The 23,528-nt window shown below is 72.1% G+C and carries 23 protein-coding genes; 13 read left to right on the top strand and 10 right to left on the bottom strand.

Translation table 11 applies throughout. The annotated features are described in order from the left end of the window. Positions 1-8 precede the first annotated feature (8 nt). From dapC to F6J85_RS18210, 4 genes are all read left to right on the top strand, one after another. Positions 9-1,115 carry a succinyldiaminopimelate transaminase gene (dapC, locus tag F6J85_RS10985; protein ID WP_150925004.1) on the top strand — a complete coding sequence of 369 codons (1,107 nt, stop codon included), beginning with the start codon at positions 9-11 and terminating at the stop codon, positions 1,113-1,115. Positions 1,116-1,301: 186 nt separating this feature from the next. Continuing rightward, positions 1,302-2,597, top strand: a complete 1,296-nt coding sequence (locus F6J85_RS10980; protein ID WP_150925003.1) for a citrate synthase — start codon at positions 1,302-1,304, stop codon at positions 2,595-2,597. A gap of 101 nt (positions 2,598-2,698) precedes the next feature. After that, entirely contained in the window at positions 2,699-3,544 is an 846-nt protein-coding gene (locus F6J85_RS18215) for an L-lactate permease (protein ID WP_338037086.1), read from the top strand. Then, the gene (locus tag F6J85_RS18210; RefSeq protein WP_338037085.1) at positions 3,535-4,302 is read left to right on the top strand and encodes an L-lactate permease; all 768 of its coding nucleotides are present in this window, start codon (positions 3,535-3,537) and stop codon (positions 4,300-4,302) included. Before F6J85_RS18215 ends, F6J85_RS18210 begins: the two co-directional genes overlap by 10 nt. A gap of 3 nt (positions 4,303-4,305) precedes the next feature. Here the strand turns inward: F6J85_RS18210 and dapD are convergent, their stop codons facing one another. Further along, the gene (gene dapD / locus F6J85_RS10970; protein WP_150925002.1) at positions 4,306-5,262 is read right to left on the bottom strand and encodes a 2,3,4,5-tetrahydropyridine-2,6-dicarboxylate N-succinyltransferase; all 957 of its coding nucleotides are present in this window, start codon (positions 5,260-5,262) and stop codon (positions 4,306-4,308) included. A gap of 57 nt (positions 5,263-5,319) precedes the next feature. On the opposite strand from dapD, the gene dapE reads away from it, so the two are divergent. From dapE to F6J85_RS10955, 3 genes are all read left to right on the top strand, one after another. Then, on the top strand, positions 5,320-6,396 hold the full coding sequence (gene dapE / locus F6J85_RS10965) for a succinyl-diaminopimelate desuccinylase (protein WP_150925001.1): 1,077 nt from the start codon (positions 5,320-5,322) through the stop codon (positions 6,394-6,396). Then, on the top strand, positions 6,378-7,586 hold the full coding sequence (locus F6J85_RS10960) for a hypothetical protein (protein WP_150925000.1): 1,209 nt from the start codon (positions 6,378-6,380) through the stop codon (positions 7,584-7,586). The genes dapE and F6J85_RS10960 overlap by 19 nt, the downstream gene beginning before the upstream one ends. An 85-nt stretch (positions 7,587-7,671) precedes the next feature. Next, on the top strand, positions 7,672-7,842 hold the full coding sequence (locus F6J85_RS10955) for a DUF3117 domain-containing protein (RefSeq protein ID WP_135067559.1): 171 nt from the start codon (positions 7,672-7,674) through the stop codon (positions 7,840-7,842). 60 nt (positions 7,843-7,902) lie between these two features. Here the strand turns inward: F6J85_RS10955 and F6J85_RS10950 are convergent, their stop codons facing one another. Then, positions 7,903-8,541: an O-methyltransferase gene (locus F6J85_RS10950; protein ID WP_150921801.1), complete on the bottom strand. Its 639-nt coding sequence runs from the start codon at positions 8,539-8,541 to the stop codon at positions 7,903-7,905. A 71-nt stretch (positions 8,542-8,612) separates the two neighbouring features. On the opposite strand from F6J85_RS10950, the gene F6J85_RS10945 reads away from it, so the two are divergent. Beyond that, the gene (locus F6J85_RS10945) at positions 8,613-8,993 is read left to right on the top strand and encodes a twin-arginine translocase TatA/TatE family subunit (protein WP_150924999.1); all 381 of its coding nucleotides are present in this window, start codon (positions 8,613-8,615) and stop codon (positions 8,991-8,993) included. A gap of 445 nt (positions 8,994-9,438) precedes the next feature. Here the strand turns inward: F6J85_RS10945 and F6J85_RS10940 are convergent, their stop codons facing one another. Genes F6J85_RS10940 through F6J85_RS10930 form a run of 3 tightly spaced genes read right to left on the bottom strand, consistent with a single transcriptional unit; the run spans position 9,439 to position 12,433 of the window. Continuing rightward, positions 9,439-10,596, bottom strand: a complete 1,158-nt coding sequence (locus F6J85_RS10940) for an Mrp/NBP35 family ATP-binding protein (protein ID WP_238706930.1) — start codon at positions 10,594-10,596, stop codon at positions 9,439-9,441. Further along, positions 10,593-11,120, bottom strand: a complete 528-nt coding sequence (locus F6J85_RS10935) for a DUF1003 domain-containing protein (protein ID WP_150924998.1) — start codon at positions 11,118-11,120, stop codon at positions 10,593-10,595. The genes F6J85_RS10940 and F6J85_RS10935 overlap by 4 nt, the downstream gene beginning before the upstream one ends. Beyond that, the gene (locus tag F6J85_RS10930) at positions 11,120-12,433 is read right to left on the bottom strand and encodes a magnesium transporter MgtE N-terminal domain-containing protein (RefSeq protein ID WP_150924997.1); all 1,314 of its coding nucleotides are present in this window, start codon (positions 12,431-12,433) and stop codon (positions 11,120-11,122) included. The genes F6J85_RS10935 and F6J85_RS10930 overlap by 1 nt, the downstream gene beginning before the upstream one ends. A gap of 69 nt (positions 12,434-12,502) precedes the next feature. Here F6J85_RS10930 and F6J85_RS10925 point away from each other — a divergent pair, with 69 nt between their 5' ends. Further along, positions 12,503-13,180 (top strand): YflT domain-containing protein, encoded by a 678-nt coding sequence (locus tag F6J85_RS10925; protein ID WP_238706929.1) that lies wholly within the window; start codon positions 12,503-12,505, stop codon positions 13,178-13,180. Next, positions 13,177-13,857, top strand: coding sequence for an alpha/beta hydrolase family protein (locus F6J85_RS10920; RefSeq protein WP_238706928.1), 681 nt, complete (start codon positions 13,177-13,179; stop codon positions 13,855-13,857). The genes F6J85_RS10925 and F6J85_RS10920 overlap by 4 nt, the downstream gene beginning before the upstream one ends. Before the next feature lie 77 nt (positions 13,858-13,934). Here F6J85_RS10920 and F6J85_RS10915 read toward each other — a convergent pair whose 3' ends face one another. Continuing rightward, the gene (locus tag F6J85_RS10915; protein WP_150924996.1) at positions 13,935-15,350 is read right to left on the bottom strand and encodes an aminopeptidase P family protein; all 1,416 of its coding nucleotides are present in this window, start codon (positions 15,348-15,350) and stop codon (positions 13,935-13,937) included. 30 nt (positions 15,351-15,380) lie between these two features. Beyond that, positions 15,381-16,409, bottom strand: a complete 1,029-nt coding sequence (locus tag F6J85_RS10910) for an endonuclease/exonuclease/phosphatase family protein (RefSeq protein ID WP_150924995.1) — start codon at positions 16,407-16,409, stop codon at positions 15,381-15,383. A gap of 83 nt (positions 16,410-16,492) precedes the next feature. Between F6J85_RS10910 and F6J85_RS10905 the strand changes: the two genes are divergently transcribed. After that, entirely contained in the window at positions 16,493-17,356 is an 864-nt protein-coding gene (locus tag F6J85_RS10905; RefSeq protein ID WP_238706927.1) for a PHP domain-containing protein, read from the top strand. Between the two features lie 24 nt (positions 17,357-17,380). Here the strand turns inward: F6J85_RS10905 and F6J85_RS10900 are convergent, their stop codons facing one another. After that, on the bottom strand, positions 17,381-18,832 hold the full coding sequence (locus tag F6J85_RS10900) for a DEAD/DEAH box helicase (RefSeq protein ID WP_150924993.1): 1,452 nt from the start codon (positions 18,830-18,832) through the stop codon (positions 17,381-17,383). Positions 18,833-18,984: 152 nt separating this feature from the next. Between F6J85_RS10900 and F6J85_RS10895 the strand changes: the two genes are divergently transcribed. Next, entirely contained in the window at positions 18,985-19,701 is a 717-nt protein-coding gene (locus tag F6J85_RS10895; protein ID WP_150924992.1) for a ferritin-like fold-containing protein, read from the top strand. Between the two features lie 59 nt (positions 19,702-19,760). On the opposite strand, the gene F6J85_RS10890 is transcribed toward F6J85_RS10895, so the two are convergent. Together F6J85_RS10890 and F6J85_RS10885 are read right to left on the bottom strand one after the other, a co-directional pair. Next, positions 19,761-20,048: a hypothetical protein gene (locus tag F6J85_RS10890; RefSeq protein WP_150924991.1), complete on the bottom strand. Its 288-nt coding sequence runs from the start codon at positions 20,046-20,048 to the stop codon at positions 19,761-19,763. Positions 20,049-20,052: 4 nt separating this feature from the next. After that, positions 20,053-20,277: a DUF3107 domain-containing protein gene (locus F6J85_RS10885; protein WP_135067543.1), complete on the bottom strand. Its 225-nt coding sequence runs from the start codon at positions 20,275-20,277 to the stop codon at positions 20,053-20,055. A 127-nt stretch (positions 20,278-20,404) separates the two neighbouring features. Between F6J85_RS10885 and F6J85_RS10880 the strand changes: the two genes are divergently transcribed. Next, on the top strand, positions 20,405-23,527 hold the full coding sequence (locus F6J85_RS10880; protein WP_150924990.1) for an ATP-dependent helicase: 3,123 nt from the start codon (positions 20,405-20,407) through the stop codon (positions 23,525-23,527). Position 23,528: the final 1 nt, after the last annotated feature.

Genomic DNA, 23,528 nt, shown 5'->3' with positions numbered 1-23,528 from the left:
CGCCGCTGATGGGGGTCTCCGAGCTGGCGGACTACCCGTGGGACGCCGTGGCGCCGTATGCCGAGAAGGCCCGCCGTCATCCGGGCGGCATCGTCGATCTGTCGATCGGGTCTCCCGTCGACCCCACTCCTGAGGTCGTCGCGGCGGCGCTGACGCGCGCCACCGACGCCCACTCGTACCCGCTCACTTCGGGCACACCTGCCCTCCGCGACGCGATCGCGGCGTGGTACGCACGGCGCAGGTCGGTGCCCTCGCTCACCGCCGCGCACGTCATCCCCACGGTGGGCTCCAAAGAGCTCGTGGCACTGCTGCCGCTGCTGCTGGATCTCGGACCCGGGGATGTCGTGGTGCATCCACGCGCCGCGTACCCGACGTACGACGTGGGGGCGCGCGTGGTGGGGGCCACCCCGGTCGCCGCGGACGATCCGGACGAGTGGCCGGCGGCCACGCGCCTGGTGTGGCTGAATTCCCCCGGCAACCCCGACGGGCGGGTGCTCGATGTGCCGGCACTCCGCCGCGCCGCAGAGCGTGCGCGCGAGCGCGGGATCGTGCTGGCCTGCGACGAGTGCTACGCCGAACTGGGCTGGGAGGGGCCGTGGCGGGATCAGCCCGTCCCGAGCGTCCTGGACCCGCGCGTGACCGGCGGTGACCTGACCGGGCTGCTGTCGGTGTACTCGCTGAGCAAGCAGTCGAACCTCGCCGGGTACCGTGCCGCCTTCGTCGCGGGCGACCCGGCCCTCGTGGAGCGCCTGCTCACCGCCCGGCGTCACCTGGGGCTCATGCCGCCGGCGCCCGTGCAGGCCGCCATGGCGGCCGCACTGGCCGACGACACGCACGTGCAGGCGCAGAAGGAGCGCTACCGGGTGCGCCGCGCGCTGCTCAGACCGGCCCTGGAGGCCGCGGGCTTCCGGATCGATGCGAGCGAGGGCGGGCTGTACCTGTGGACCACCGAGGGCCGCGACGCGTGGGAGAGCATGGACCGGCTCGCAGACCTCGGCATCCTCGCCGGGCCGGGGCACTTCTACGGGCCGCACTTCCCCCAGCACGTGCGAGTGTCCCTCACCGCCTCCGATGAGCGCGTCTCAGCGGCCGCAGAGCGCCTCCGCGCGGGGTAGCGTTGACGACCCCCACCATGGGAACGCGCGTTCCTTTGGCGGTGTCCGCAGTACCCGCGCGGGCACATTAGGCTGTACGAGCACGGGGATGAGGTGACCTTCCGCGTCGTCCGTGCCGGCCCGGCGAGCACCGACCCGCCTCCGGGGCGACCTGATGGACGCGACCAGAAATCGCAAGGAGGCGCAGTGAGCGACGCGGGAACCCAGGATCAGAAGGCCATCTTCACGGTGGGCGATCGGACGGCCGAATTCCCGGTGCTGAACGGCACCGACGGCACCGCGAGTGTCGACATCTCGACGTTCATGCGGCAGACCGGCCACACGACGCTGGACTACGGCTTCGTCAACACCGCGGCCACGAAGTCATCGATCACCTTCATCGACGGCGATCAGGGGATCCTCCGCTACCGCGGCTATCCGATCGAGCAGCTGGCGAAGAACAGCACGTACCTCGAGGTGGCGTGGCTGCTCATCTACGGCGAGCTGCCCACCGCCGACGAGCTCGCCGCCTTCGACGAGCGCATCCGCCGTCACACGCTCCTGCATGAAGACCTCAAGCGCTTCTTCTCGGCCCTCCCGCACACCGCGCACCCGATGTCGGTGCTCTCGGCGGCCACCGCGGCCCTCTCGACGTACTACGAGAACGAGTCCGACCCCCACAACCCCGAGCATGTCGAACTGAACACCGTGCGGATGCTGGCCAAGCTCCCGGTGATCGCCGCCTACGCCCACAAGAAGAGCGTCGGCCAGGCCTTCCTGTACCCCGACAACTCCCTGGGTTTCGTGGACAACTTCCTCAAGCTCAACTTCGGCGTGCTCAGCGAGGTCTACGACGTCAACCCCGTCATGTCGCGCGCCCTGGAGCGCCTCCTCATCCTGCACGAAGACCACGAGCAGAATGCGTCCACCTCCACGGTGCGGCTGGTCGGGTCGACGGGGGCGAATCAGTTCTCCTCCATCTCGGCCGGCATCAACGCCCTGTACGGCCCCTTGCACGGTGGCGCCAATGAGGCGGTGCTCGACATGCTCGGACGCATCCGCGACTCCGGCGAGAGCGTCGAGCGTTTCGTGGAGCGCGTGAAGAACAAGGAGGACGGGGTCAAGCTCATGGGCTTCGGCCACCGCGTCTACAAGAACTACGACCCGCGCGCCAAGCTCGTCAAGGAGTCCGCCGACGAGGTGCTCGAGGCCCTCGGCGTGAGCGACCCGCTGCTGGATCTGGCGAAGGAGCTCGAGGATATCGCCCTCAACGACGACTACTTCAAGGAGCGTCGCCTCTACCCGAACGTGGACTTCTACACGGGCGTCATCTACAAGGCGATGGGTTTCCCCACCCGCATGTTCACGGTGCTCTTCGCCATCGGCCGCCTCCCCGGCTGGCTCGCGCACTGGCGCGAGATGCAGGGCGACCCGCAGACCAAGATCGGCCGCCCGCAGCAGCTGTACACGGGGGCCACGGAGCGCCAGTACCCCGGAGCCTGATCCGGGTCGTTCGTCCCTCCCGCACCCCCAGGGGGTGACCGCGGCGGTCGGCGCGGGTACGTTGTGGACCGCGGGACCATTCCGCACGAGCGGAGGCGGCGATGTGGGAGCAGACGACCGACCCCTTCGGGAGCCTGTGGGTGTCGGCCCTCGTGGCGGCGATCCCGATCCTGCTGTTCCTCTTCTGCCTGGTGGTGCTCAAACTCAAGGGCGTCATCGCAGCGGTCATCGCGCTGGTCGCTGAGATCATCGTCGCCCTGTGGGCGTTCGGGATGCCGGGATCCGCCGTGGCCGGCGCGGGCCTGATCGGCGTGCTGACGGCCATCTGGCCGATCGCGTACATCATCGTCATGGCGGTGTGGCTGTACCGTCTCGCCGTCGCCAGCGGCAGGTTCGATGTCATCCGCTCGTCGATCGGCGGGATCTCACCCGACCAGCGCATCCAGGTGCTGCTCATCAGCTTCGCCTTCGGGGCCTTCCTCGAGGGCGCCGCCGGGTTCGGGGTGCCCATCGCCATCTGCGCCGCCCTGCTCGTGCAGTTGGGGTTCCGCCCGGTCAAGGCGGCCATGATCTGCCTCGTCGCCAACGCCGCCGCCGGTGCGTACGGGGCCATCGGCATCCCGGTGATCGTGGCGTCGCAGGTCACCGGCATCGACATCACGATCCTGTCGCGGTCGATGGTCGTCATCCTCCAGCCGTTGACTATCCTCATCCCTTTCCTGCTCGTGATGATCCTCGACGGATGGCGTGGTTTGAAGGAGACCCTGCCGGCGACCCTCACGGTCACGATCGTCTTCAGCGGCATCCAGGGCGGTGTGCTGTGGTTCCTCGGGCCCGAGCTCGCCGACATCGGCGCGGGTCTGGGCGCCATGGTCGCCCTGTTCGCCCTCGGACGGGTGTGGCAGCCCCGCAGCCACTTCCGCGAGGGGGCGGGGCGGTGCCGGTGATCGAGCGGCACAGCGTCCGAGACATCGCCGTGGCGTGGAGCCCGTTCTACATCCTCACCGCGTTCGTCCTGATCTGGAGCCTCCCGGTCTTCAAAGGCTTGTTCACGGCGGGTGGCGCCCTCGCGGGGGCCGTCTTCCCCGTGGCGATCCCCGGCCTCACCGGGGAGATCGCGAACGCCGCGGGCGACCCGGTGACGGCCACGTGGGATTTCACGCCGCTGAACGCCACCGGCACGGCGATCCTCCTGGCGGTCATCGTGTCCACCCTCACGACGCCGAACATCGACGCGAAGGTCCTGTTCCGCGAGCTCGGGGCGACGCTGCGCACACTGTGGCAGGCGCTCGTGCTCATCGCGCTCATCCTGGCGCTGGCCAACATCGCGAACTACTCGGGCGGGTCGAGCTCGATGGGATCGGCGCTGGCCGCCCTCGGTCCCCTCGTGCCGCTGCTGGCCCCCATCATCGGCTGGATCGGGGTGTTCCTCACCGGCTCCGTCGTCAACAACAACACCCTGTTCGCGCCGCTGCAGGTGGTCACCGCGGAGGGGATCGGCGCCGATCCGGCGCTCACCGTGGCGGGCAACACGGCAGGCGGGAACACCGGCAAGGTGATCTCGCCGCAGTCCATCGCGATCGCCGCCGGGGCGGTGGGGCTGTCGGGCAGGGAGAGCGAGATCCTGCGCGCGTCGATCCTCTACAGCCTCGGCATGCTCGCGGTGATCTGCGTCTGGAGCTTCACGCTCTACCTGGTGTTCTGACGCTCAGGCGTGCAGCGCTTCGTTGAGGACCACGCCGACGCCCTGGCGCCGGACGGCCTCGACGGCACCCGTGAGGGAGTTGCGGCGGAAGAGCAGGCCGGGCCGGCCGGAGAGCTCCGCGCCCTTGACCACGGGGTGCGTCCCGTCGGGTCGCTCGCCCTCACCGGGCAGGCTGATCTTCGTGCCGGCGGTGACGTACAGACCCGCCTCCACGACGCAGTCGTCGCCGAGGGAGATGCCGATGCCGGCGTTCGCACCCAGCAGCGTCCGTGCGCCGATCGACACGCGGTGCGTGCCGCCGCCCGAGAGGGTGCCCATGACCGACGCGCCGCCGCCGATGTCGCTGCCGTCGCCGACCACGACGCCCTGCGAGATGCGACCTTCGACCATCGAGGCGCCGAGAGTGCCGGCGTTGAAGTTGACGAAACCCTCGTGCATGACGGTCGTGCCGGGGGAGAGGTAGGCGCCCAGCCGCACGCGCGACGCGTCCGCGATCCGCACGCCGGGAGGCGTGACGTAGTCCAGCAGGCGCGGGAACTTGTCCAGACCCTGCACCTGCACGCCCTCGCGCAGCAGGACCGGGCGCAGCCGCGTCGCGTCGTCGGGATGCATCGGCCCTGCCGTCGTCCACGCCACGTTCGGGAGGTGCCCGAACACGCCGTCGAGGTTGAGCTCGTTGGGACGCACGAGGCGATGCGACAGTGCGTGCAGACGGAGATAGGCGTCGGAGGTGGAGGTGGGCGGCGCATCCAGGTCGATCTCGAGCGTCACGACCTCCACCGACACCGCGCGACGGGCGTCGTCCACGGCGAACTGCTCGAGCGCGGCAGGCGCCATCGCGGGGTTGAAGCCCATCGGCCGGCGTCCGAGAGCCGGCTCCGGAAACCACGTGTCCAGCACCGTGCCGTCGCCGGCAGCCGTGGCCAGCCCGACACCCCACATCCACCGCTCATCACTCATCCCTCCACGCTACCGCCCGCCCTCCGCGGCCCCGACCCGCCTCGGTAGGATCGGGTGGTGCCCGACCTCGACCTCACTGCATCCTCCGTCGACCTCACCCGCGCGATCTGCGACATCCCGAGCGTGTCAGGGGAGGAGACGACGCTCGCCGACGCCATCGAGGCCGCCGTCGGTGCCCTGCCGCACCTCGAGGTCGTGCGTGAGGGCGACACGATCATCGCGCGCACGAACCTGGGCCGCGCCCAGCGGGTCGTCATCGCCGGGCACATCGACACCGTGCCGATCAACGACAACCTGCCCACGCGCGACGTCGACGTGGACGGTGAGCCGCACCTGTGGGGGCGTGGGACGGTCGACATGAAGGCGGGCGTCGCGGTGCAGCTGCGCCTGGCGGCCGAGCTCGTCGCCCCGCGCGTGGACATCACATGGATGTGGTACGACCACGAGGAGGTCGACGCCGACCTGAACGGCCTCACGCGCCTCTCACGCACGCGGCCGGAGCTGTTCGCCGGCGACTTCGCGATCCTGGGCGAGCCCTCCAACGGTCAGGTCGAAGGCGGATGCAACGGGAATCTGCGCGCGCTCGTGCGCACGACCGGCGTCCGCGCGCACAGCGCCCGCGCGTGGGTCGGGGAGAACGCCATCCACCGGGCCGCCCCCCTCCTCGCGCGCCTTGCGGAATACCGGCCGCGCGACGTCGAGGTCGAGGGCCTGGTCTACCGCGAGGGACTGAACGCCGTGCGGATCTCCGGCGGCGTCGCGGGCAACGTCATCCCCGACGCGTGCGAGGTGGAGGTGAACTACCGCTTCGCCCCCAGCCGCAGCGCCGAGGACGCCACCCAGCACGTGCGCGATGTGTTCGCCGGCTTCGAGGTCGAGGTGGTCGACCTCGCCCCCGGCGCCCGTCCGGGCCTGGACGCGCCGCTGGCGAAGGAGTTCGTCGCCGCCGTGGGCGCCGAGCCCAAGCCCAAGTACGGCTGGACCGACGTGGCGCGCTTCTCGGCGATGGGCGTGCCGGCCGTCAACTACGGACCCGGCGACCCGCATCTGGCCCACCACGACCAGGAGCGCGTGCCGCTGGCGCAGATCGTGTCGGTCGAGCGCGGCCTGCGGGCGTGGCTGAGCGCGTCCTGACGCTGGGCCGCCGACTGCCGGACGCGGCAGTCGTCGGTGTCGTCTACGTCGCGGCGAGGGTCGTCACGACGGCGTTCTTCCTCCTCGCCGCAGCACTGTCTGGCCAAGGGTCGCGTTTCGGCGCGGATGCCACGATCGCCGAGCTGGCCATCGGCTGGGACGGGCAGTGGTACTGGTACGCCGCCGTCAACGGGTACCCCGCCGAGTTGCCCCTGACCGCATCCGGTGCGGTCGCCGAGAACGCGTGGGCGTTCATGCCGCTGTACGCCTACTTCTCGGCGGGCCTGGGCGCGGTGCTCGGCTCATGGGGAGCGGGGGCCGTGGTGATCTCCCTGATCGCCGGGTACGGCGCATGCTGGGCGCTGCACCGGCTCCTGCGAGCGCGACTGGGGCCGGCAGCATCCGTGTGGGCGGTCGCCTTCTTCGCCGCAGGGCCGCTCGGTGCGCTGTTCCAGATCGCCTATGCCGAGGCGCTGTTCGTGTTCCTGCTGCTGCTGGCCCTCACGTGCGTCGTGCAACGGCGCTACGCGTGGCTGTATGCGCTCGTGCCGGTGATGGGCTTCACGCGGCCCGGGATCCTCGCGTTCGCCCTGTTCCTCGGACTGTTCGGCCTCTGGCGATGGATCCGCCGGCGCGCGGAGCCGTTGCCGGTGACGGAGATCGTCCACATCGTCGCCCTCGGGGCCCTCGCCACGGCGGTGGGGTTCGCCTGGCAGGGGATCGCCGCGATCGTCACCGGCGACCCGGGCGCCTACCTCGCGACCGAGCTGGCGTGGCGGCGCAACTGGATCCCCGATGCATCCGGGGTCTTCGTCCCGTTCGAGGGATTCCCCGCCGCCGCCGCCTTCTGGTTCCAGGCGTGGGGGCTGAACACGGTCGCCGGGTACGTGGTGCTCGCTGTGCTCGTGGTGGCGGTGGCCGCCGTCCTGCTGTTCGAGCCGCACGTGCGCCGTCTGGGCGTGGAGGTGCGGCTGTGGTCGGCGGCCTATCTCGTGTACCTGCTGGCGGTGTTCTTCCCGCAGTCGAGCATCTTCCGGCTGCTCTTCCCCCTGGCGCCACTGGTCGGCGCCCTCGCCGTCCCCCGCTCCCTGGCCTGGCGGATCGGTGTCCTGGCGGCGGGCCTGGTGGGGCAGTGGTGGTGGATCTACAACATGTACGCGTTGGGTAACGCGTACTGGCAGATCCCCTGAGGCCGCCGCGCCCGAGTACAACGTGCCCACCGGACGCGGCTCGCACGATAAACTAGGAGCGACCTATGACGAAAGGGAGCCCGCAATGGCAGCCATGAAGCCGAGAACCGGTGACGGACCGATGGAGGCTGTGAAGGAGGGGCGCCTCATCATCGTCCGCGTCCCGCTCGAGGGCGGGGGCCGTCTCGTCGTTTCGGTGAACGACGCCGAAGCCAAAGAACTCTACGACGTGCTGGGCGGTGTCGTCGGCGCGTGACGCCTGACATCCCCACTGCGTGCGAACGGCCGGTTCCTTCGGGAGCCGGCCGTTTCTGCGTCAGCGGCCCTCTGCGATCGTGGTCAGCTGCAGCAGGCCTTCGGCGGAGGTGGAGAGCGCGCCGATGACGGCGGGCGAGGACTGCGTCTCCTGGATGAGCGACCGGTAGGCCGTCGTGATGGGGTCGCGACGCACCGGGTCGGCCACGGCGCCGCCGGCCAGGACGCGCGGCACGAGCACGGTCCCCCCGGCGCGGATGAGTCGCAGCCCGTGCTCGACGTACTCGATGACGCCCTCGGGCTCGGCATCGACGAAGACGATGTCGTAGGACGCCTCGTTCATCCGGGGGAGCACGTCTGAGGCCCGCCCGGTGATGAAGCGCGCTCGCGCCGCCGGGATGCGGGCCTCGGCGAACGCCGCGCGCGCGGCACCGAGGTGCTCGGGCTCGCTGTCGATGGTGGTGAGCGTCGCACGGGGCGAACCGTGCAGGAGCCACAGGCCTGAGACGCCGCCGCCGGTGCCGATCTCCACGATGTTCAGAGCCCGGGACGCGGCGGCCAGGACGGCGATCTGCGCGCCGATGGGCGGGCTGATCGGGTCGGCGCCCAGTTCGAGGGCGTGCGCGCGCGCCCGGGCGATGTGCTCGGGCTCCACCGTCGCCTCGAGAACGAACCGCTGATTCGCCTCTGTTCCGCTCATGCCGACCTCCCCGGACAGCCTACGCGGCGACTTCCCGCCGATCGCCGAGGCGCGGCGGGTAACCTGAAGACATGTTCTTCGGGCTCACGATCGAGAAGCTGCTGCTGATCGGCCTGATCGCAGCAATGCTCATCGGGCCCGAGCGCCTGCCTCGGTATGCCGAGAGCCTCGCGCGGTTCGCGGTGCGGGCGCGTGACATGGCGCAGGGGGCCCGCTCGCGCATGCGGGAGGAGATGGGCCCGGAGTTCGACGAGGTCGACTGGCGCAAACTCGACCCCCGCCAGTACGACCCTCGGCGCATCATCCGCGAGGCCCTCCTCGAGGACGCACCGGTGGCGACCGTACGGACCGCCGCGGTGGCCGGAGCGGCCGCATCCGCCGCGGCGCCGCCGGCTTCGCCCCCTGCTTTCCGCGCCGGCGAAGCACCGCCGTTCGACTCCGAAGCCACCTGACCCCTCGGATCGCTAGGCACGCCTGCCGCTGCGCGTCTCCGGGGGGCCTGGGCCCCGCCGGCCCGAACTCCTCAAGGATGCGGACTGCAACCGGTTCCCTCGGCCGTTTCGCGCTCGTCCGGGGTGTTTTTGCGGAGTTCGGGCGTGCGGGGGTGGCGTGCCGACGCCGGAGTCCGCACCGGGCGCGTAGGAGGCCCGAGGCGCCCCGCCCTACTTCGGGGTGCGTCGCGCGGCCCGCACAGTGGGCCGCCGCTGCCGCCTCCGGTGGGCCGGGCCCGGCCCGAACTCCTCAAGGATGCGGGTTGCAACCGGTTCCCTCGGCTGTTTCGCGCTCGTCCGGGGTGTTTTTGCGGAGTTCGGGCGTGCGGGGGTGGCCAGCCGACGCCGGAGTCCGCACCGGGTGCGCAGGAGGCCCGACGCGCCCGTCCGTCGCGGCGGGGGACGGTCAGCGCGGGCTGAAGGGAAGCGGGCGCCCGGCCAGTCCGCGACGGCCCGCGGCGACGGAGGCGGCCAGCGCGTCGATGGCGCGGGCGGCGGGATCGGCCGGATGCGCGACGACGACGGGGACGCCCACGTCTCCGCCCGTGCGCAGCGCCGGGCTGAGGGGAACGGAGGCCAGGAGCGGCACGGTCCCGCCGGAGTCCTCCGAGAGCGCCTGGGCGACCTGTTCGCCGCCGCCGGCGCCGAACAGGTCGAGCGTCGAGCCGTCGGGGAGGGTCATCGCGGACATGTTCTCGACGACACCGATGATGCGCTGACCGGTCTGGCGGGCGACCAGGCCGCTGCGCACCGCGATGTCGGATGCGGCGGCCTGGGGAGTGGTGACCACCAGCACCTCGGCGTGCGGGAGCAGCTGGCCCACCGAGATCGCGATGTCACCGGTTCCCGGCGGCATGTCCAGCAGCAGGATGTCGAGGTCGCCGAAGTACACGTCGGTGAGGAACTGCTGCACCGTGCGGTGCAGCATCGGTCCCCGCCACGCGACCGCCCCGGCCGCAGAGTCGCCCGGGCGGCGAAGGAACATGCCGATCGAGATGACTTTGACGTCGTATGCGACGGGGGGAAGCATCAGGTCGTCCAGACGCGTGGGTGCAGGCGGCAGTCCGTCGTCATCGACCAGGCCGAGCAGTCCGGGGATGGAGAACCCGTGCACATCGGCGTCGACGAGCCCGACGCGCAGGCCCCGGCGGGCGAGGGCGACGGCGAGGTTGGCCGTCACCGTGGACTTTCCCACCCCGCCCTTGCCGCTGGTGACCGCGATCACGCGAGTGAGCGAGTCCGGTCCGAACGGCATCGTGCGGGCGGGGCGCCCGCCGCGCAGCCGTTCGGTGAGGGCGCGACGCTGCTCGGGCGTCATGACGCCCACCGTCAGGTCGACCGCGGTGATGCCGGGCACCATCGCCGCCGCCGAACGCACGTCGCGCTCGATCCGATCCGCGGCAGGGCACCCCACGATCGTCAGGGCGATCTCCACGTGTGCGACGTCGCCGGCCACCGACACGGCGCGCACCATGTCGAGCTCACCCAGGGGCCGGCGCAGCTCGGGATCGCTCACGGCCGACACCGCCGAACGCACCGCGTCGGTCTGTGCGGCGTCGGTCACTGCGCGGTCGCCTCGCGCTCGGGGTGATCGAGTTCCTTCAGGAGGGAGCGCAGCTCGGCGCGCAGCGTGTCCTTCGTGAGTACGTCCTGGGTCATGTCGTGCACCGCCATCCGCAGCGCCACGATCTCGCGCGCGAGGTACTCCGTGTCGGCGAGGTTGCGTTCGGCGCGCTGCCGGTCCTGCTCGATCTGCACCCGGTCGCGGTCATCCTGGCGGTTCTGGGCGAGCAGGATCAGCGGGGCGGCGTAGGAGGCCTGCAGCGAGAGGATCAGGGTGAGCAGGGTGAAGTTCATCGACGACGGGTCGAACTGCCACTCGCGCGGGGCGGTGCTGTTCCACACCAGCCACACCACGACGAACGCGGTCATGCCGAGGAGGAACGCGGACGTGCCCATCGCTCGCGCGAACGACTCGGAGAACCGGCCGAAGCGATCGCGGGAGGGGCGCGGGGTGCGCGGTGGCAGCACGCCACCGCGGCCCAGCGGCGCGTCGAGGGCGGCGGATTGCCGTGGGGAGCGGGCCATCAGCGCCTCCTCGGGGTGGTCGTGGGGATGCCCGCGGTCGCGGGCGGGGGACGGGTGGCGGTCCGCTGTCTCGGATCGTTGTCGTCGTGCGAGCGCCAGTCCTCCGGCAGGAGGTAGTCCAGCATGTCGTCGACGCTGACGGCGCCCACCAGCCGGTGGGCCGGGTCCACCACCGGCAGCGAGACGAGGTCGTAGCTGGCGAGCAGGCGCGCCACCTCGGCGGCAGACGCGGTCGCCGGCACCGGCTCGAGCGTGTCGTCGATGATCGCGCCCAGCCGCTCGTGCGGCGGGTAGCGCAGCATCCGCTGGAAGTGGACGGTGCCCAGCAGCCGGCCCGTGGGGGTCTCGTACGGCGGCAGCGTGACGAAGACGGATGCGGCGAGGGCGGGGTGCAGCTCGTGCCGGCGGATGAGGGCCAGCGCCTCGGCGACCGTGGAATCGGCGGAGAGCACGATGGGCTCGGGCGTCATGAGACCGCCGGCGGTGTCGGGGCCGTACTTCAGCAGCGCACGGACGTCGTCCGCTTCCTCGGGCTCCATGAGCTCCAGCAGCTGCTGCAGGCGCTTCTCGGGGAGCTGGCCGAGGAGGTCGGCGGCGTCGTCGGGCTCCATCGCATCGAGGATGTCGGCGGCCCGCTCGTCGCCCAGACGCTCCAGGATGCGCACCTGCTCGTCTTCGGGCATCTCCTCCAGCGCGTCGGCGAGGCGCTCGTCGGGGAGCTCCTCGGCGACGTCGAGGAGGCGCTCCTCGGGCAGGTCCAGCAGAGTGTTGGCGAGGTCGGCGGGTTTGAGGTCGGCGTAGGTGGCCACGAGCTGCTCCGCCGACTGCGCCTGCCCGGCCGTCTGCTGCTCGCGCACTTCGCTCCACGTCGCGAAGGTCGTCGGGCCCTTGGCGAACGGGGAGGCGCTGGTCTTTGGGCGGCGCAGGAACAGCTGGCCGACGTCCCAGTCGCCCAGCCGGCTGCGTTCGATCGCGACGTCCTCGATGACGGCGGTCCCCGATCCGTCGTTGAGGTAGACCCGTCGGCCCACCAGCTCGGCGAGGACGCGCACCTCGCCGCCGCGCTGCTGGAAGCGGCGCACGTTGATCAGGCCCGTCGTGATCACCTGACCGCTGGCGATGGAGGTGACCCGGCCGATGGAGAGGAAGACATGGCGCCGGCCGGGGATCTCCACGACCAGTCCGACGACGCGAGGCGGATCGGCAGCGCGATAGATGACCACGACATCGCGCACCTTGCCCAGCCGATCGCCGGCGGGGTCGAAGACCGCGCAGCCGGCCAGCCGTGCGACGAAAACCCTCTGCGTGCTCACGCTAACAGCGTAGTCCCGGGGCGTCGTGGGGCAGGGGGTGCCCGGATGTGCCCGTGACAAGATGGACCAATGAGCATGCTCGGCGGACGAGTCCCCGCCGGCCGCGAGGCGGTCGGAGAGACCCTGGCGTCCTATCCCACGTACGAGGCCGCGCAGAAGGCCGTCTCGACGCTGATCGCGGCCGAGATCCCCGCCCGAGACATCGCGATCGTCGGTCAGGGGCTGCGCTCGATCGAGCGCGTGACGGGCCGGCTCGGCTATGCCACGGCGGCCCGCTCCGGCGCGCTGAACGGGCTGCTGCTGGGTCTGCTGTTCTCCTTCATCTTCGTGCTGGGCACGCCCACCGTGCCGATCTCGGTCTTCCTCGGAGTGCTGCTGGTGGGTGTGGCGATCGGGATGCTGTTCAGCCTCGTGACCTACTCCATCGTGCGCCGTCGCCGTGACTTCGCCTCGGTCATGCAGGTGACCGCCGACCGGTACGAGGTGTGCATCGTGCCGGCGAGCCTGGCCAAGGCACGTCAGACCCTCGGCGCGGCCGCCCCCGCCGCGACCACCGCCGCGTCGCCGCCACCGCCTCCGGCCACCGGCGGGGAGCCCCCGCGCTACGGGGAGCGCCTCCCCGATCCCGTGGGCCCGCCCGTGGCCGGCCCGCCCGCGGCGCCGCCGGCCGATGCCGCGCCGGGTCCGCAGGAGCCGGGGCAGGCGCCGCCCGAGCCCCCTCGGTACGGCGAGCGCACCCAGGGGTGACCGCCGCCGCGGGTGTGGACCGCATCCCCGTCGAGCTTCCGGCGGGGACCGTCACCGTGTCGGCCGATCACGTCCGGCCGCCCTCGGCATGGGCCACGATCGCCGTCGCGCACGGTGCCGGCGCCGGGCGCACGCATCCCTTCCTCACCGGATTCGCCGAGGGGATGCAGCGGGCCGGGGTCGCGACGGTGCTGTTCGACTTCCCGTACCGCGAGGCGGGGAGGCGGATGCCGGGACCGGCCGCCCACGCCGTCGCGACGTGGCGCGCCGTGCTGGCGCGGCTGGCCGAGCGCGGATCACCGGGCCCGACGTGGGCGGCGGGCAAGTCGTACGGCGGCCGCATGGCGTCCATGGCCGCCGCGGAGGGGGTCATCGACCCTGCCGGCCTGGTTTACCTCGGCTACCCGCTGCATCCGCCCGGCGACCCGGCCAAGGCACGCGTCGCACACCTTCCGGACGTGCGGCAGCCGCAGCTGTTCGTCTCCGGGACCCGCGACCCGTTCGTCGATCCGCATGTCCAGCTCGAGCAGGCCGTGGCGTCGTGCCAGGATGCGCGCCTGGTGTGGATCGAGGGGGTTGCGCACTCCTTCGAGGGGGCGGGGCGCCCGCGCGACCCGGCCCGCCTGGGCGCCGACCTCGCACCCCTGGTCGCCGAGTTCCTCCGCGAACGCGCCTGAGCGGACCGGAACGCCGCCGCACCCTCGCGCAGAACTCCGGTCCTTCGGCCATGCGCCGGGCGGCCTAGGCGGGCGGGTCAGCGGGCGCGCGCGACCCAGGCCTCGACCTCGTCGGCCGTGCGCGGAAGGGCCGCGGAGAGATTGACCGCGCCGTCGGCGGTCATCAGGACGTCGTCCTCGATCCGCACGCCGATGCCGCGATACTCCTCCGGCACCGTCAGGTCGTCGGCCTGGAAGTACAGCCCCGGTTCGATGGTGAACACCATGCCGGGTTCCAGGATCCCGTCGTAGTACATCTCCCGCCGCGCCTGAGCGCAATCGTGCACATCGAGACCGAGGTGATGGCTCGTGCCGTGCACCATGTAGCGGCGGTGCTGGCCGCCGGCATCGGCATCCAGCGCCTCCTCGGCGGTGACGGGGAGCAGTCCCCACTCGGCCACCCGCTGCGCGATCACGGTCATGGCCGCCTCGTGGACGCTGCGGAACTTCACGCCGGGGCGTGCGGCGCGGAAGGCGGCATCGGCGGCCTCGCGCACCGTCTCGTAGATCTTCCGCTGGATGGGGGAGAACCGCCCGCTGACCGGGATCGTGCGGGTGATGTCGGCGGTGTAGAGGGTGTCGATCTCGACGCCGGCGTCCACCAGGATGAGGTCGCCGGGTCGTACGGCGCCGTCGTTGCGGGTCCAGTGCAGATAGCACGCGTGATGGCCGGCGGCGGCGATCGTGTCGTAGCCCTCGGTGTTGCCGTCGGCGCGGGCACGCGTGTGGAACACGCCCTCGACCAGCCGCTCGCCGCGCGGGTGGTCGATGATGCGGGGCAGGTCGGCGACGATGTCGTCGAACCCGCGTGCGGTGACCTCGACGGCCAGGCGCATCTGCGAGATCTCGAACTCGTCCTTGATCAGGCGCAGCTCCGACACGAAGCGCGTCAGGTCAGGGTCCTCGTCCACGACGAGGTCTCCGTCGCGCCGGTCGAGCTCGTCGATGTGGGCGGTGGCGAGGCCGAGCTCGGCGGCCACGCCCGCCAGAGCGGGGCGCGGGCCGATCCAGAACTCGCCGATGGAGGCGTCGCTGTAGAACTCCGCCGACGTGCGGTCTGCCCGCTCGCGGAAGTACAGGGTCGCGTCGTGGCCGGCGCGACCGGTCGGCTCGAGCACCAGAACCGAGTCGGGTTCGGCGTCCGATCCCCACCCGGTCAGGTGGGCGAACGCGGAGTGGGCGCGGAAGGGGTAGTCGGTGTCGTTGCTGCGCTGCTTCAGCCCGCCGGCGGGTACGACGACGCGTCGGCCGGGGAAGGCGCGCGAGACCGTGTCGCGGCGCGCGGCGGCCCACGTGGCGGCCTCGCGGCGCGGCGGGATGATTTCGGGGCGGTCGGCCCAGCCGGTGGAGATGGTCTCGAGGAAGCCGCGGGGGAAAGGCTGACGGCGGTTCGTGGTGGTCGATTCCGTCGCGTCCGCCGGAGTCATCGTGTCGCTCTCGCCTGTCGTGTCCATGACTCCCAGTCTCTCACCGACGCCCCGGATTCAGCTGGAGGGCTCCAACTGCACGACCAGCGGCCGGTGGTCGCCGCCCTGCCCGTCCAGCGAGGTCAGTACGGCGGAGCCGGTGGCGGTCCAGTCGGGGGTCGCGAGGATGTGGTCGATGGGCGCGCCCAGCAGCGCCGGCAGCGCCGTGGGCCAGGTTCCCACCGCGCCGTTCCCGGTCTCGGCCGCCGTTGCGTGGCACCGCCCGAGCGCGCCGCCGTCCAAGCCCATCCCCTGCATGTGATCGAGGGTGGCGTTGAAATCCCCCGCGAGGATGACGTTGTCGCTCGCGCACTGATCGGCGAGCCACTGGAGGTCATCCCGCCACGCCTGCATGTACTCCTCGCGCGGGGCGACGGCGTGGGCGGCCACGACGGTCGGGCCGTCGCCGTCCACGGGCATGGCCACGGCGCTGGGCACCGTGGAGGTGTTGCTCGTTCCGTCCTGCGAGGAAGCGATCACGGAGTAGTCGCCCAGGTCGGGGGAGATGAGCATCGTCGTGGAGGTGGCATCCCACCCGTCCACGCCGTACTCGCCGTACTCGGCGTGGTGCGCCCACATGGGAGCCCCCAGCTCGCGCATCGCCACCGCCACCTGCTCGCCCGTGTGGATGGTCGTCTCCGGCAGGGTCACGATGTCGGCGCGCATCGCGACGGCGATCTGGGCGATCGTGTCGGCGGTGGTCGCCGACCCGGCAGTGTTCCACGTGAGCACGCGGATGCTGGTCTCGGTCTTCTCCGGCAGGGTGTCGCTGCCCAGACCGCGCTGTGTCAGGACGGCTGCGTTGACGACGGCGGCGGCGCCGAAGACGAGGGCGAGCGTGAGCGCGAACGCGCGGAGCGGGCGGGCCAGGGCGACGAGCAGGCAGATGACGGCGAGGGCGCCGAAGACGGCCGCGATGGGGCCGCGGAAGGCGATGACCTGCGCGACCGGCAGGTTGCGTTCGAGTTGGAAGAACTGCGGCCACGTGAGCACCGCGGCGCCCAGGATGCATGCCGCAACTCCGAGCAGACCCAGGATGCGACGCACGTCGGGAACTCTATGGCAGCACCCTGGGAGGTGGGCGGACGCGACACCCCGTCGGACGATACTCCCGCGCTACGCTCGGAGGTGTGGAGCAAGCGCGCAGGTTCGAGGGCCCGAGCGACCTGCACCTTCATTCCACGCACTCCGACGGCACCGAGCCGCCCGCGCTCGTGATGGCCGCCGCCCACCGCCACGGCCTGCGCACCGTCGCCCTGACCGACCACGACACGACCTCCGGATGGGCCGAGGCCGCCGACGCGGCGACCTCCCTGGGGATGACGTTCGTGCCGGGGATGGAGCTGTCGGCCCAGCACCAGTGGCGCAGCGTGCACCTGCTGGCCTACCTCGTCGACCCCGATGACCCCGGGCTGCGCGCCATGACCGACCGCATCCGCTCGTCCCGCCTGGAGCGGGCGCAGGTGATGGCCGATCGCATCTCACGCGATTACGACCTGGGCTGGGACGACATCGTGGCCCAGACGACCGACGGGGCGACGGTGGGACGACCGCACATCGCCGACGCGCTGGTCGCGCGCGGTGTCGTGCGCGACCGGGCGGAGGCGTTCCGGGGCATCCTCAGCCCGGGCGGGGACTACTACGTCGCGCTGTACGCGCCCGACCCGGTGACGGCCGTGCGGCTGATCGCCGAGGCCGGCGGCGTGCCCATCATCGCGCATCCGGCCGCGCGCGCGGGTCTGCTGCCCTCAGGGCTGCTGGCGGAGATGCTCTCGGCGGGACTGGCGGGATTCGAGCTCGGCCACCGGGAGAACCTGCCTGCCCCCACTCGCACACTGCGCCGGATCGCGGCCGAGCACGACCTGATCGTCACCGGCTCCAGCGACTACCACGGGCTGGGAAAGCCCAACGAACCGGGTGAGAACACCACATCCGACGACTCGGTCGCCCGCATCCTCGCCGCCGGCTCGGGGAGTGCTCCGGTCTTCCCGTAGCACTCCCCGTCGCGGTGGTGCGGGTCAGGCCGCGGGGGTGCCGTCGGCGCGCGAACCGCCCCGCCGACGACGACGCCGGCGCGGCGCCGAGTTGCCGTCGTGGTGCTCCTTGCCGCCGCCGTCGTGGGTGCCGCCACCGCCGGGCGAACGGTCGCCGGCGGTCTCGGTGACCGCCCCCTCGTCCCCGGCCGTGCGGCGGCGACGCCGGCGCGGCGCATCCGAGGATCCTTCGGCGGGCTTGTCGGCGTGTCGGCGCTCGGCCGGCTTCTTCTCCACCGACGCCTTGGGCGCCGTCACGAGGCGGCCCTTGGTGCCCTCCGGAATGCCGAGCTCGGTGTACAGGTGCGGGCTGGAGGAGTAGGTCTCGACGGGATCGGGCTGGCCGAACTCGAGCGCGCGGTTGATGAGCGCCCACTTGTGCAGGTCGTCCCAGTCGACGAAGGTGACCGCGATGCCCGTCTTGCCGGCGCGGCCGGTGCGTCCGACGCGGTGCAGGTACGCCTTCTCGTCGTCGGGGATGGTGTGGTTGATGACGTGGGTGACATCGTCGACGTCGATGCCGCGCGCGGCCACGTCGGTGGCGATGAGCACGTCGCGCTTGCCGGCCTTGAACGCTGCCATGGAGCGCTCGCGCGACTCCTGGCTCATGTCGCCGTGCACCGCGGCCGCGTTGAACCCGCGGTCGCTCAGCTCGTCGACGAGCTTCTGCGCGGCGCGCTTGGTGCGCGTGAAGATCACGGTCTTGCCGCGGCCCTCCGCCTGCAGGATGCGGGCGATGATCTCGTCCTTGTCGAGCGAGTGCGCGCGGTAGACGAGGTGCTCGATGTTGGCCTGGGTGAGGCCTTCGTCGGGATCGTTGGCGCGGATGTGGATGGGGTTGGACATGAACCGCCGCGCCAGAGCGACGATCGGCCCCGGCATCGTCGCCGAGAACAGCTGCGTGTGGCGGACGGCCGGGAGCTTGGTGAAGATCTTCTCGATGTCGGGGAGGAACCCGAGGTCGAGCATCTTGTCGGCCTCGTCCAGGACGACCTCGGTGGCGTGCGAGAGGTCCAGGAGGCGCTGGTTGGACAGGTCGATGAGGCGCCCGGGTGTACCCACGACGATCTGCGCGCCGGCCTTGAGCTGCTCGATCTGGCCCTCGTACGCCTTGCCCCCGTAGATCGCCACGACGCTGGTCGAGCGGTTCTGGGTGAGCATGTCCATGTCTTCGTACACCTGCACCGCGAGCTCGCGCGTGGGCACCACGATGAGCGCCTTCACACCGTGCTCCGGGTTCAGACCCAGGCGCTGGACGACGGGGATGCCGAAGCCGAAGGTCTTGCCGGTGCCGGTCTTGGCCTGGCCGATGATGTCCTGACCGGGAAGGCCCAGCGGAATGGTCTGCTCCTGGATCGGGAACGCATCGACGATGCCCTTGGACGCGAGTGCGTCGACGATGTCCTGGTCCACGCCGAGCTCGGCGAAGGTCGTCACGATAGATGCCTGTCCGGCGGACGAGAGCCGCCTTTGTGTCGAGGGGTCCACGCCCTTCCTCAGCCACAGGCGCGGGGCCCCGATCCGATGCCGGGGCACATCCAGGATACCGGTCCCGCGGCGCGGCCCCGGTCACGCCTAGGCTGTACCCCGTGTTCGAGTGGTTCCGTCGTCGCAACCGCCCCGAAGGGCGCCCCCTCACCCTGCGGTCCCGCGGCGATGCGGGGGATGCCACGCGCGTGGACTTCGAGGAGCTCGCGCCCGACGTCGACACCTACCTCGGCCAGGCGGCGTACCTGCAGCTCGGATTCTTCGAGACGCTGAGCGAGCTGATCGCCTCCACCCCGGAGCTGGCACAGAAGGAGGCGCTCTCCCGCGCCGCCGGTGCTGCGCTGCGCAAGCACGAGGAGCTCGTGGCCCTCATCCGCGAACGCGGCGACGACCCGACGGCGCTCATGCTTCCCTTCCGCGAGCAGCTGGATGCCTTCCGCCGTGCCACGCACGGCCTGCGCCCGCAGGAGACGATGCTCTCCGTGCACATCACGGCGGGCATGCTGGATGACTTCTACCTCGCCCTGTCGGTGAGCTACGGCGAGACGGGGCGTCGCGTCGCGCGCATCCTGCGCGCGGACGATGACCGTCAGGCGATCGTCGAGATCACGGTGCAGACGATCGCGAGCGACCCCGAGTGGGCGTCGCTGCTGGCCCTGTGGGGGCGCCGTCTGGTGGGGGACACGCTCCTGGTGGCGCGCTCGGCGCTGCGGACCCGCGCGCTGGATGCGGCCGACGAGGCCAAGGTCGAACCGGTCTTCACCGACCTCATGCGCGGTCATGCGCGTCGGATGGACGCGATGGGCCTGGCGGCCTGAGGCGCGGGCGCTGCGGTCGGAGCGTCGCTGAGGGCGCGGGCGCCGCGGTCCGGCCGTCGCTAGAGGCGCAGGCGCTCGCGTTCGGCGGCGTCGCTGCGCACGCGCGCGGCCGACAGGCCCGCGACGACGGGCACGGTCACCAGCGCCGGGACGGCCAGTGCGGCGAGCCAGATCAGCGGATTCTCCGGACCCAGCCCCACCCACGTCAGCGCGGTCCATGCCACGGCGCCGGAGGCCGCAGCGATCAGCGGGGCCAGCACGACTCCCCGTGTCGGCCGCTGCGGCAGAGCGAAGTGCGCGGCGACGCCGACCACGGCAGCGACGAGGATGCCGAGGAGGATCTGCATGGGATCAGGCCACGAAGCCGACGCGGCGGGTGTCCTCCGTGCCGATCTCCACGAACGCGAGTCCGGCGGTGGGGACGAGGTAGGCGTTGCCCTTGCTGTCGGTGAAGGTCACGTGCGTCGCGGAGGCGTCCAGCGCGTCGGCGACGGCCTTCTTCACGACCTCGGGCGACTCGTTGGTCTCGAAGGTGAGTTCGCGGCCGGTGTTCGCGATTCCGATACGGATCTCCACGGTGACTGCCTTCCTGCCGGGGACGGTCCGGCACCACGAAAGACTCTACGACAGCCCTCCGGCCTCCCCGTCCGGCAGCGCAACGCTCTGGGCGAACGATGTCGGAAACCGGAGGTAGCGTAGCCGCATGGTTCGGGGCGAGGCGTTCGTTGCGGATGCCGCCCTGGACGAGTCCCAGCGTGCGGTGATCGCACTGCCGGCCGACGCATCCGCCGTCGTGGTCGGCGCTCCCGGGTCGGGGAAGACCGCGTCGCTGGTGGCCCGCGTGCGTGCCCTCGTGGCCGCCGGCCTCGACCCTGACGATCTGCTCGTGCTCACTCCGACGCGCCCGAACGCGACCGCGCTGCGCGATCCGCTGGGCCTTGCCGTGGGGCGCGCGACGGCGGGCCCGATGGCGCGATCGGTGGCTTCGTTCGCCTACCACCTCGTCCGCGGCGCCGAGGTGCACGCCGGCGGCGAACCACCCCAGCTGCTCACCGGCCGCGACGAAGACCAGATCATCCAGGACCTCCTCGCCGGCGATGCCGAGGACGAAGCCGCCGGCCTGCGCCGCTGGCCCGACGACCTGGGCGCGGGCATCCGCGCGACGCGCGGCTTCCGCAGCGACGTGCGGGCGTTCCTGGCCGAATGCACGACGCTCGGGATCCAGCCCGACGACCTCGACGTCCTCGCCGCGCGGTGCGATGTCCCCGCGTGGGCGGCGCTGGCCTCCTTCGCCCGCGACTACCATCGCGTCCGCTCCGACATGCGCGGCGCCTACCGCGACGCGGCAGGCCTCGTGCGCGAGGCCATCGGCATCGTCCGCACCGCCCCGGCCGGGGTCCTGGGCCGCTTCGCGGGGCTGCGCTGCATCCTCGTCGACGACGCGCAGGAGCTCACCGCCGGAGGCGTGGAGCTGCTCGCGGCGTGCCGCGCGCGCGGGATCGGCGTCGTCGCGTGGGGTGACCCCGACGTGGGCTCGGGGGCCTTCCGCGGTGCGACGCCGGAGAACTTCGCCCGCCTGGCTTACGTGCTGGGCCACGTCGAGGTGCTCGGCACGGTCCACCGGGGCACGCCCGTGCAGATCGATCTGGTCCGCTCGGTGACCGCCCGCATCGGTGCGGCCGGCGTGGTCGCGCACCGCCGCGCCCCCGAGGGAGCGGCGCCCGACGGCTCGGTGCGGGCCTACCTGCTGCGCTCGCCCGGCGAGGAGCTCGACGCCATCGCCCGCCTCCTGCGCGAACGGCACGTCCTGGACGGCATCCCCTGGCGGGAGTGCGCCGTCATCGCCCACGACTCGCGCCAGGTCTCCGCGCTGGAGACCGAGCTGGCCGCGCGCGAAGTGCCGGCCAGGGCGAGCGGACCGGGCCGCCCCCTCGGCGCCCAGCGTCCCGTCCGCGACCTCCTCGCCGTGGTCGAACTGGCCGGGCAGGATCCGCAGGAGTGGACCGCACCCGCCCTCACCGACGCGCTGCTGGGGGTGTGCGGCGGACTCGACCCCATCGAGGTGCGGCGGCTGCGGATGCTGCTGCGCTCGGCCGAGATCGCCGAGGGCGGGGAGCGCACGGCGGGCGACCTTCTCGTGTCCGGCCTCCGCCACCCGCTCGAGCTCGAAGCGCTCGACACGCGCGAGGCCCGCCGGGCCGCCCGCCTGGGCGTCACGCTGGCGGCCGTGCGTGCGCAGGCGGACGAGCACGCCACCGCCCACGAGCTGCTGTGGACGGTGTGGGAGCGCAGCGGACTGCAGCGGGCGTGGCGCGAAGCGGCCAGGGGCAATGGGCCGGTCGCCGACCAGGCCAACCGCGACCTGGACGCGGTGGTCGCCCTGTTCCAGGCCGCGAAGCGTTTCGGCGAACGTCAGCCGGGTGAGCCCGCCGCCACCTTCGTGCGGGCGGTGCGCGACAGCGATGTCGCAGAAGACCGCCTCGACGACGTCGAGCGGGCCGACGCCGTGCACGTGCTGACGCCGGCAGCGGCAGCGGCGCGGTCGTTCGACACCGTGGTCGTGGCAGGGGTCCAGGACGGCATCTGGCCCAACACGCGCGTGCGCGGCGGCCTCCTCGAGACCTGGCGGCTCACCGATGCGGTGCTGCGTCCCGATGCACCGGCGGCGGGCATCCTCGACCGCCGGCGACAGGCGATGCACGACGAGCTGCGCCTGTTCGCCCGCGCGATCTCGCGCGCGCGTGAGCGAGTCGTCGTCACCGCCGTCGACGACGACGACCAGGGACCGAGCGTGTTCTTCGAGATGCTGCCGGCGCCAGAGCCGGCCGGCTCGCTGGCCGAGCATCCGCTGTCGCTGCGGGGCCTGGTCGCCCAGCACCGGCGCACCCTGACCTCCGTGCGGTCCACCGCGGCCCAGCGGCGCGCGGCGGCGGGGCAGCTGGCCGTGCTGGCAGGAACGGGCGTGGCGGGGGCTGCCCCCCAGTCGTGGTACGGGATGCTGCCGCCCACCTCCACCGCGCCGCTGCGCGACCTCGATCGCGAGCCGGTGCGCGTGTCGCCTTCGCGGCTGCACGCCCTCGAGGAGTGTCAGCTCGACTGGGTCATCTCAGACCTGGGCGGAGACCGCCAGGGCATGACCGCCGGTATCGGCACGGTCCTGCACGCGGCCCTGGAGACGGCGACGTCGCCGGATGAGGAGGCGCTGTGGGCGGCGGTGGAGGCACGCTGGGGCGAGCTGGAGTTCGAAGCGGCGTGGCGTGAGCGCGCCGAGCGCACGCGGGCGCGAGACCTCGTCCGCCGCCTCGCGCTGTACCTCGCACGGTTCGCCGCCGACGGCGGCCGACTTCTCGGCGCCGAGCGTCACTTCGAGGTGCCGATCCCGCTGGAAGACACCGGCACGCACGGTGCCGTGCTCAGCGGCGACATCGACCGCGTCGAGGTCGCCCCCGACGGCTCGGTGGTGATCGTGGACCTGAAGACCGGCAAGAGCGAGCCGCAGACCGACGCGAAGGTGGCCGAGAACCCCCAGCTGGCGGCGTACCAGCTCGCCCACGCCGCGGGGGCGATCGAGGCCGTCGCCGGCATGCCGTCCGGCGGCGCGAAACTGCTGGTGCTGCGGCCCACCGCCGCGTCGGCGGACTACGTCACACCCCGGCAGCCGCCCTTCGACGACGACCAGCGCGCCGCGTTCGTCGCGCGCGTGGCCGGCGCCGTCGAGGTCATGCGCGGCACGAGCTTCGCGGCGGCGTACGAGGAGCACTGCCGCGACGAGTACGCGTACGGCGTGTGCCGCATCCACACGATCGCGGCGGTGAGCGCGTCGTGAG

This window comes from Microbacterium lushaniae (genome assembly GCF_008727775.1).
GTDB classification, from domain to species: Bacteria; Actinomycetota; Actinomycetes; order Actinomycetales; family Microbacteriaceae; genus Microbacterium; species Microbacterium lushaniae.
The sequence above is the reverse complement of the archived record's forward strand: the minus strand, read 5'-3'. Positions and strand labels throughout refer to the sequence as shown.

Coding starts and splice junctions, on each gene's coding strand:
- F6J85_RS10890 (WP_150924991.1), bottom strand. CDS start 20,048: ATGCAGATCCTCCTCGGCATCCTCGTCGCTGCCGTGGTCGGCGTCGCC.
- dapC (WP_150925004.1), top strand. CDS start 9: ATGGGGGTCTCCGAGCTGGCGGACTACCCGTGGGACGCCGTGGCGCCG.
- F6J85_RS10935 (WP_150924998.1), bottom strand. CDS start 11,120: ATGGCCCGCTCCCCACGGCAATCCGCCGCCCTCGACGCGCCGCTGGGC.
- F6J85_RS10915 (WP_150924996.1), bottom strand. CDS start 15,350: ATGGACACGACAGGCGAGAGCGACACGATGACTCCGGCGGACGCGACG.
- F6J85_RS10945 (WP_150924999.1), top strand. CDS start 8,613: ATGTTCTTCGGGCTCACGATCGAGAAGCTGCTGCTGATCGGCCTGATC.
- F6J85_RS10955 (WP_135067559.1), top strand. CDS start 7,672: ATGGCAGCCATGAAGCCGAGAACCGGTGACGGACCGATGGAGGCTGTG.
- F6J85_RS18215 (WP_338037086.1), top strand. CDS start 2,699: ATGTGGGAGCAGACGACCGACCCCTTCGGGAGCCTGTGGGTGTCGGCC.
- F6J85_RS10925 (WP_238706929.1), top strand. CDS start 12,503: ATGAGCATGCTCGGCGGACGAGTCCCCGCCGGCCGCGAGGCGGTCGGA.
- F6J85_RS10880 (WP_150924990.1), top strand. CDS start 20,405: ATGGTTCGGGGCGAGGCGTTCGTTGCGGATGCCGCCCTGGACGAGTCC.
- dapD (WP_150925002.1), bottom strand. CDS start 5,262: ATGAGTGATGAGCGGTGGATGTGGGGTGTCGGGCTGGCCACGGCTGCC.
- F6J85_RS10950 (WP_150921801.1), bottom strand. CDS start 8,541: ATGAGCGGAACAGAGGCGAATCAGCGGTTCGTTCTCGAGGCGACGGTG.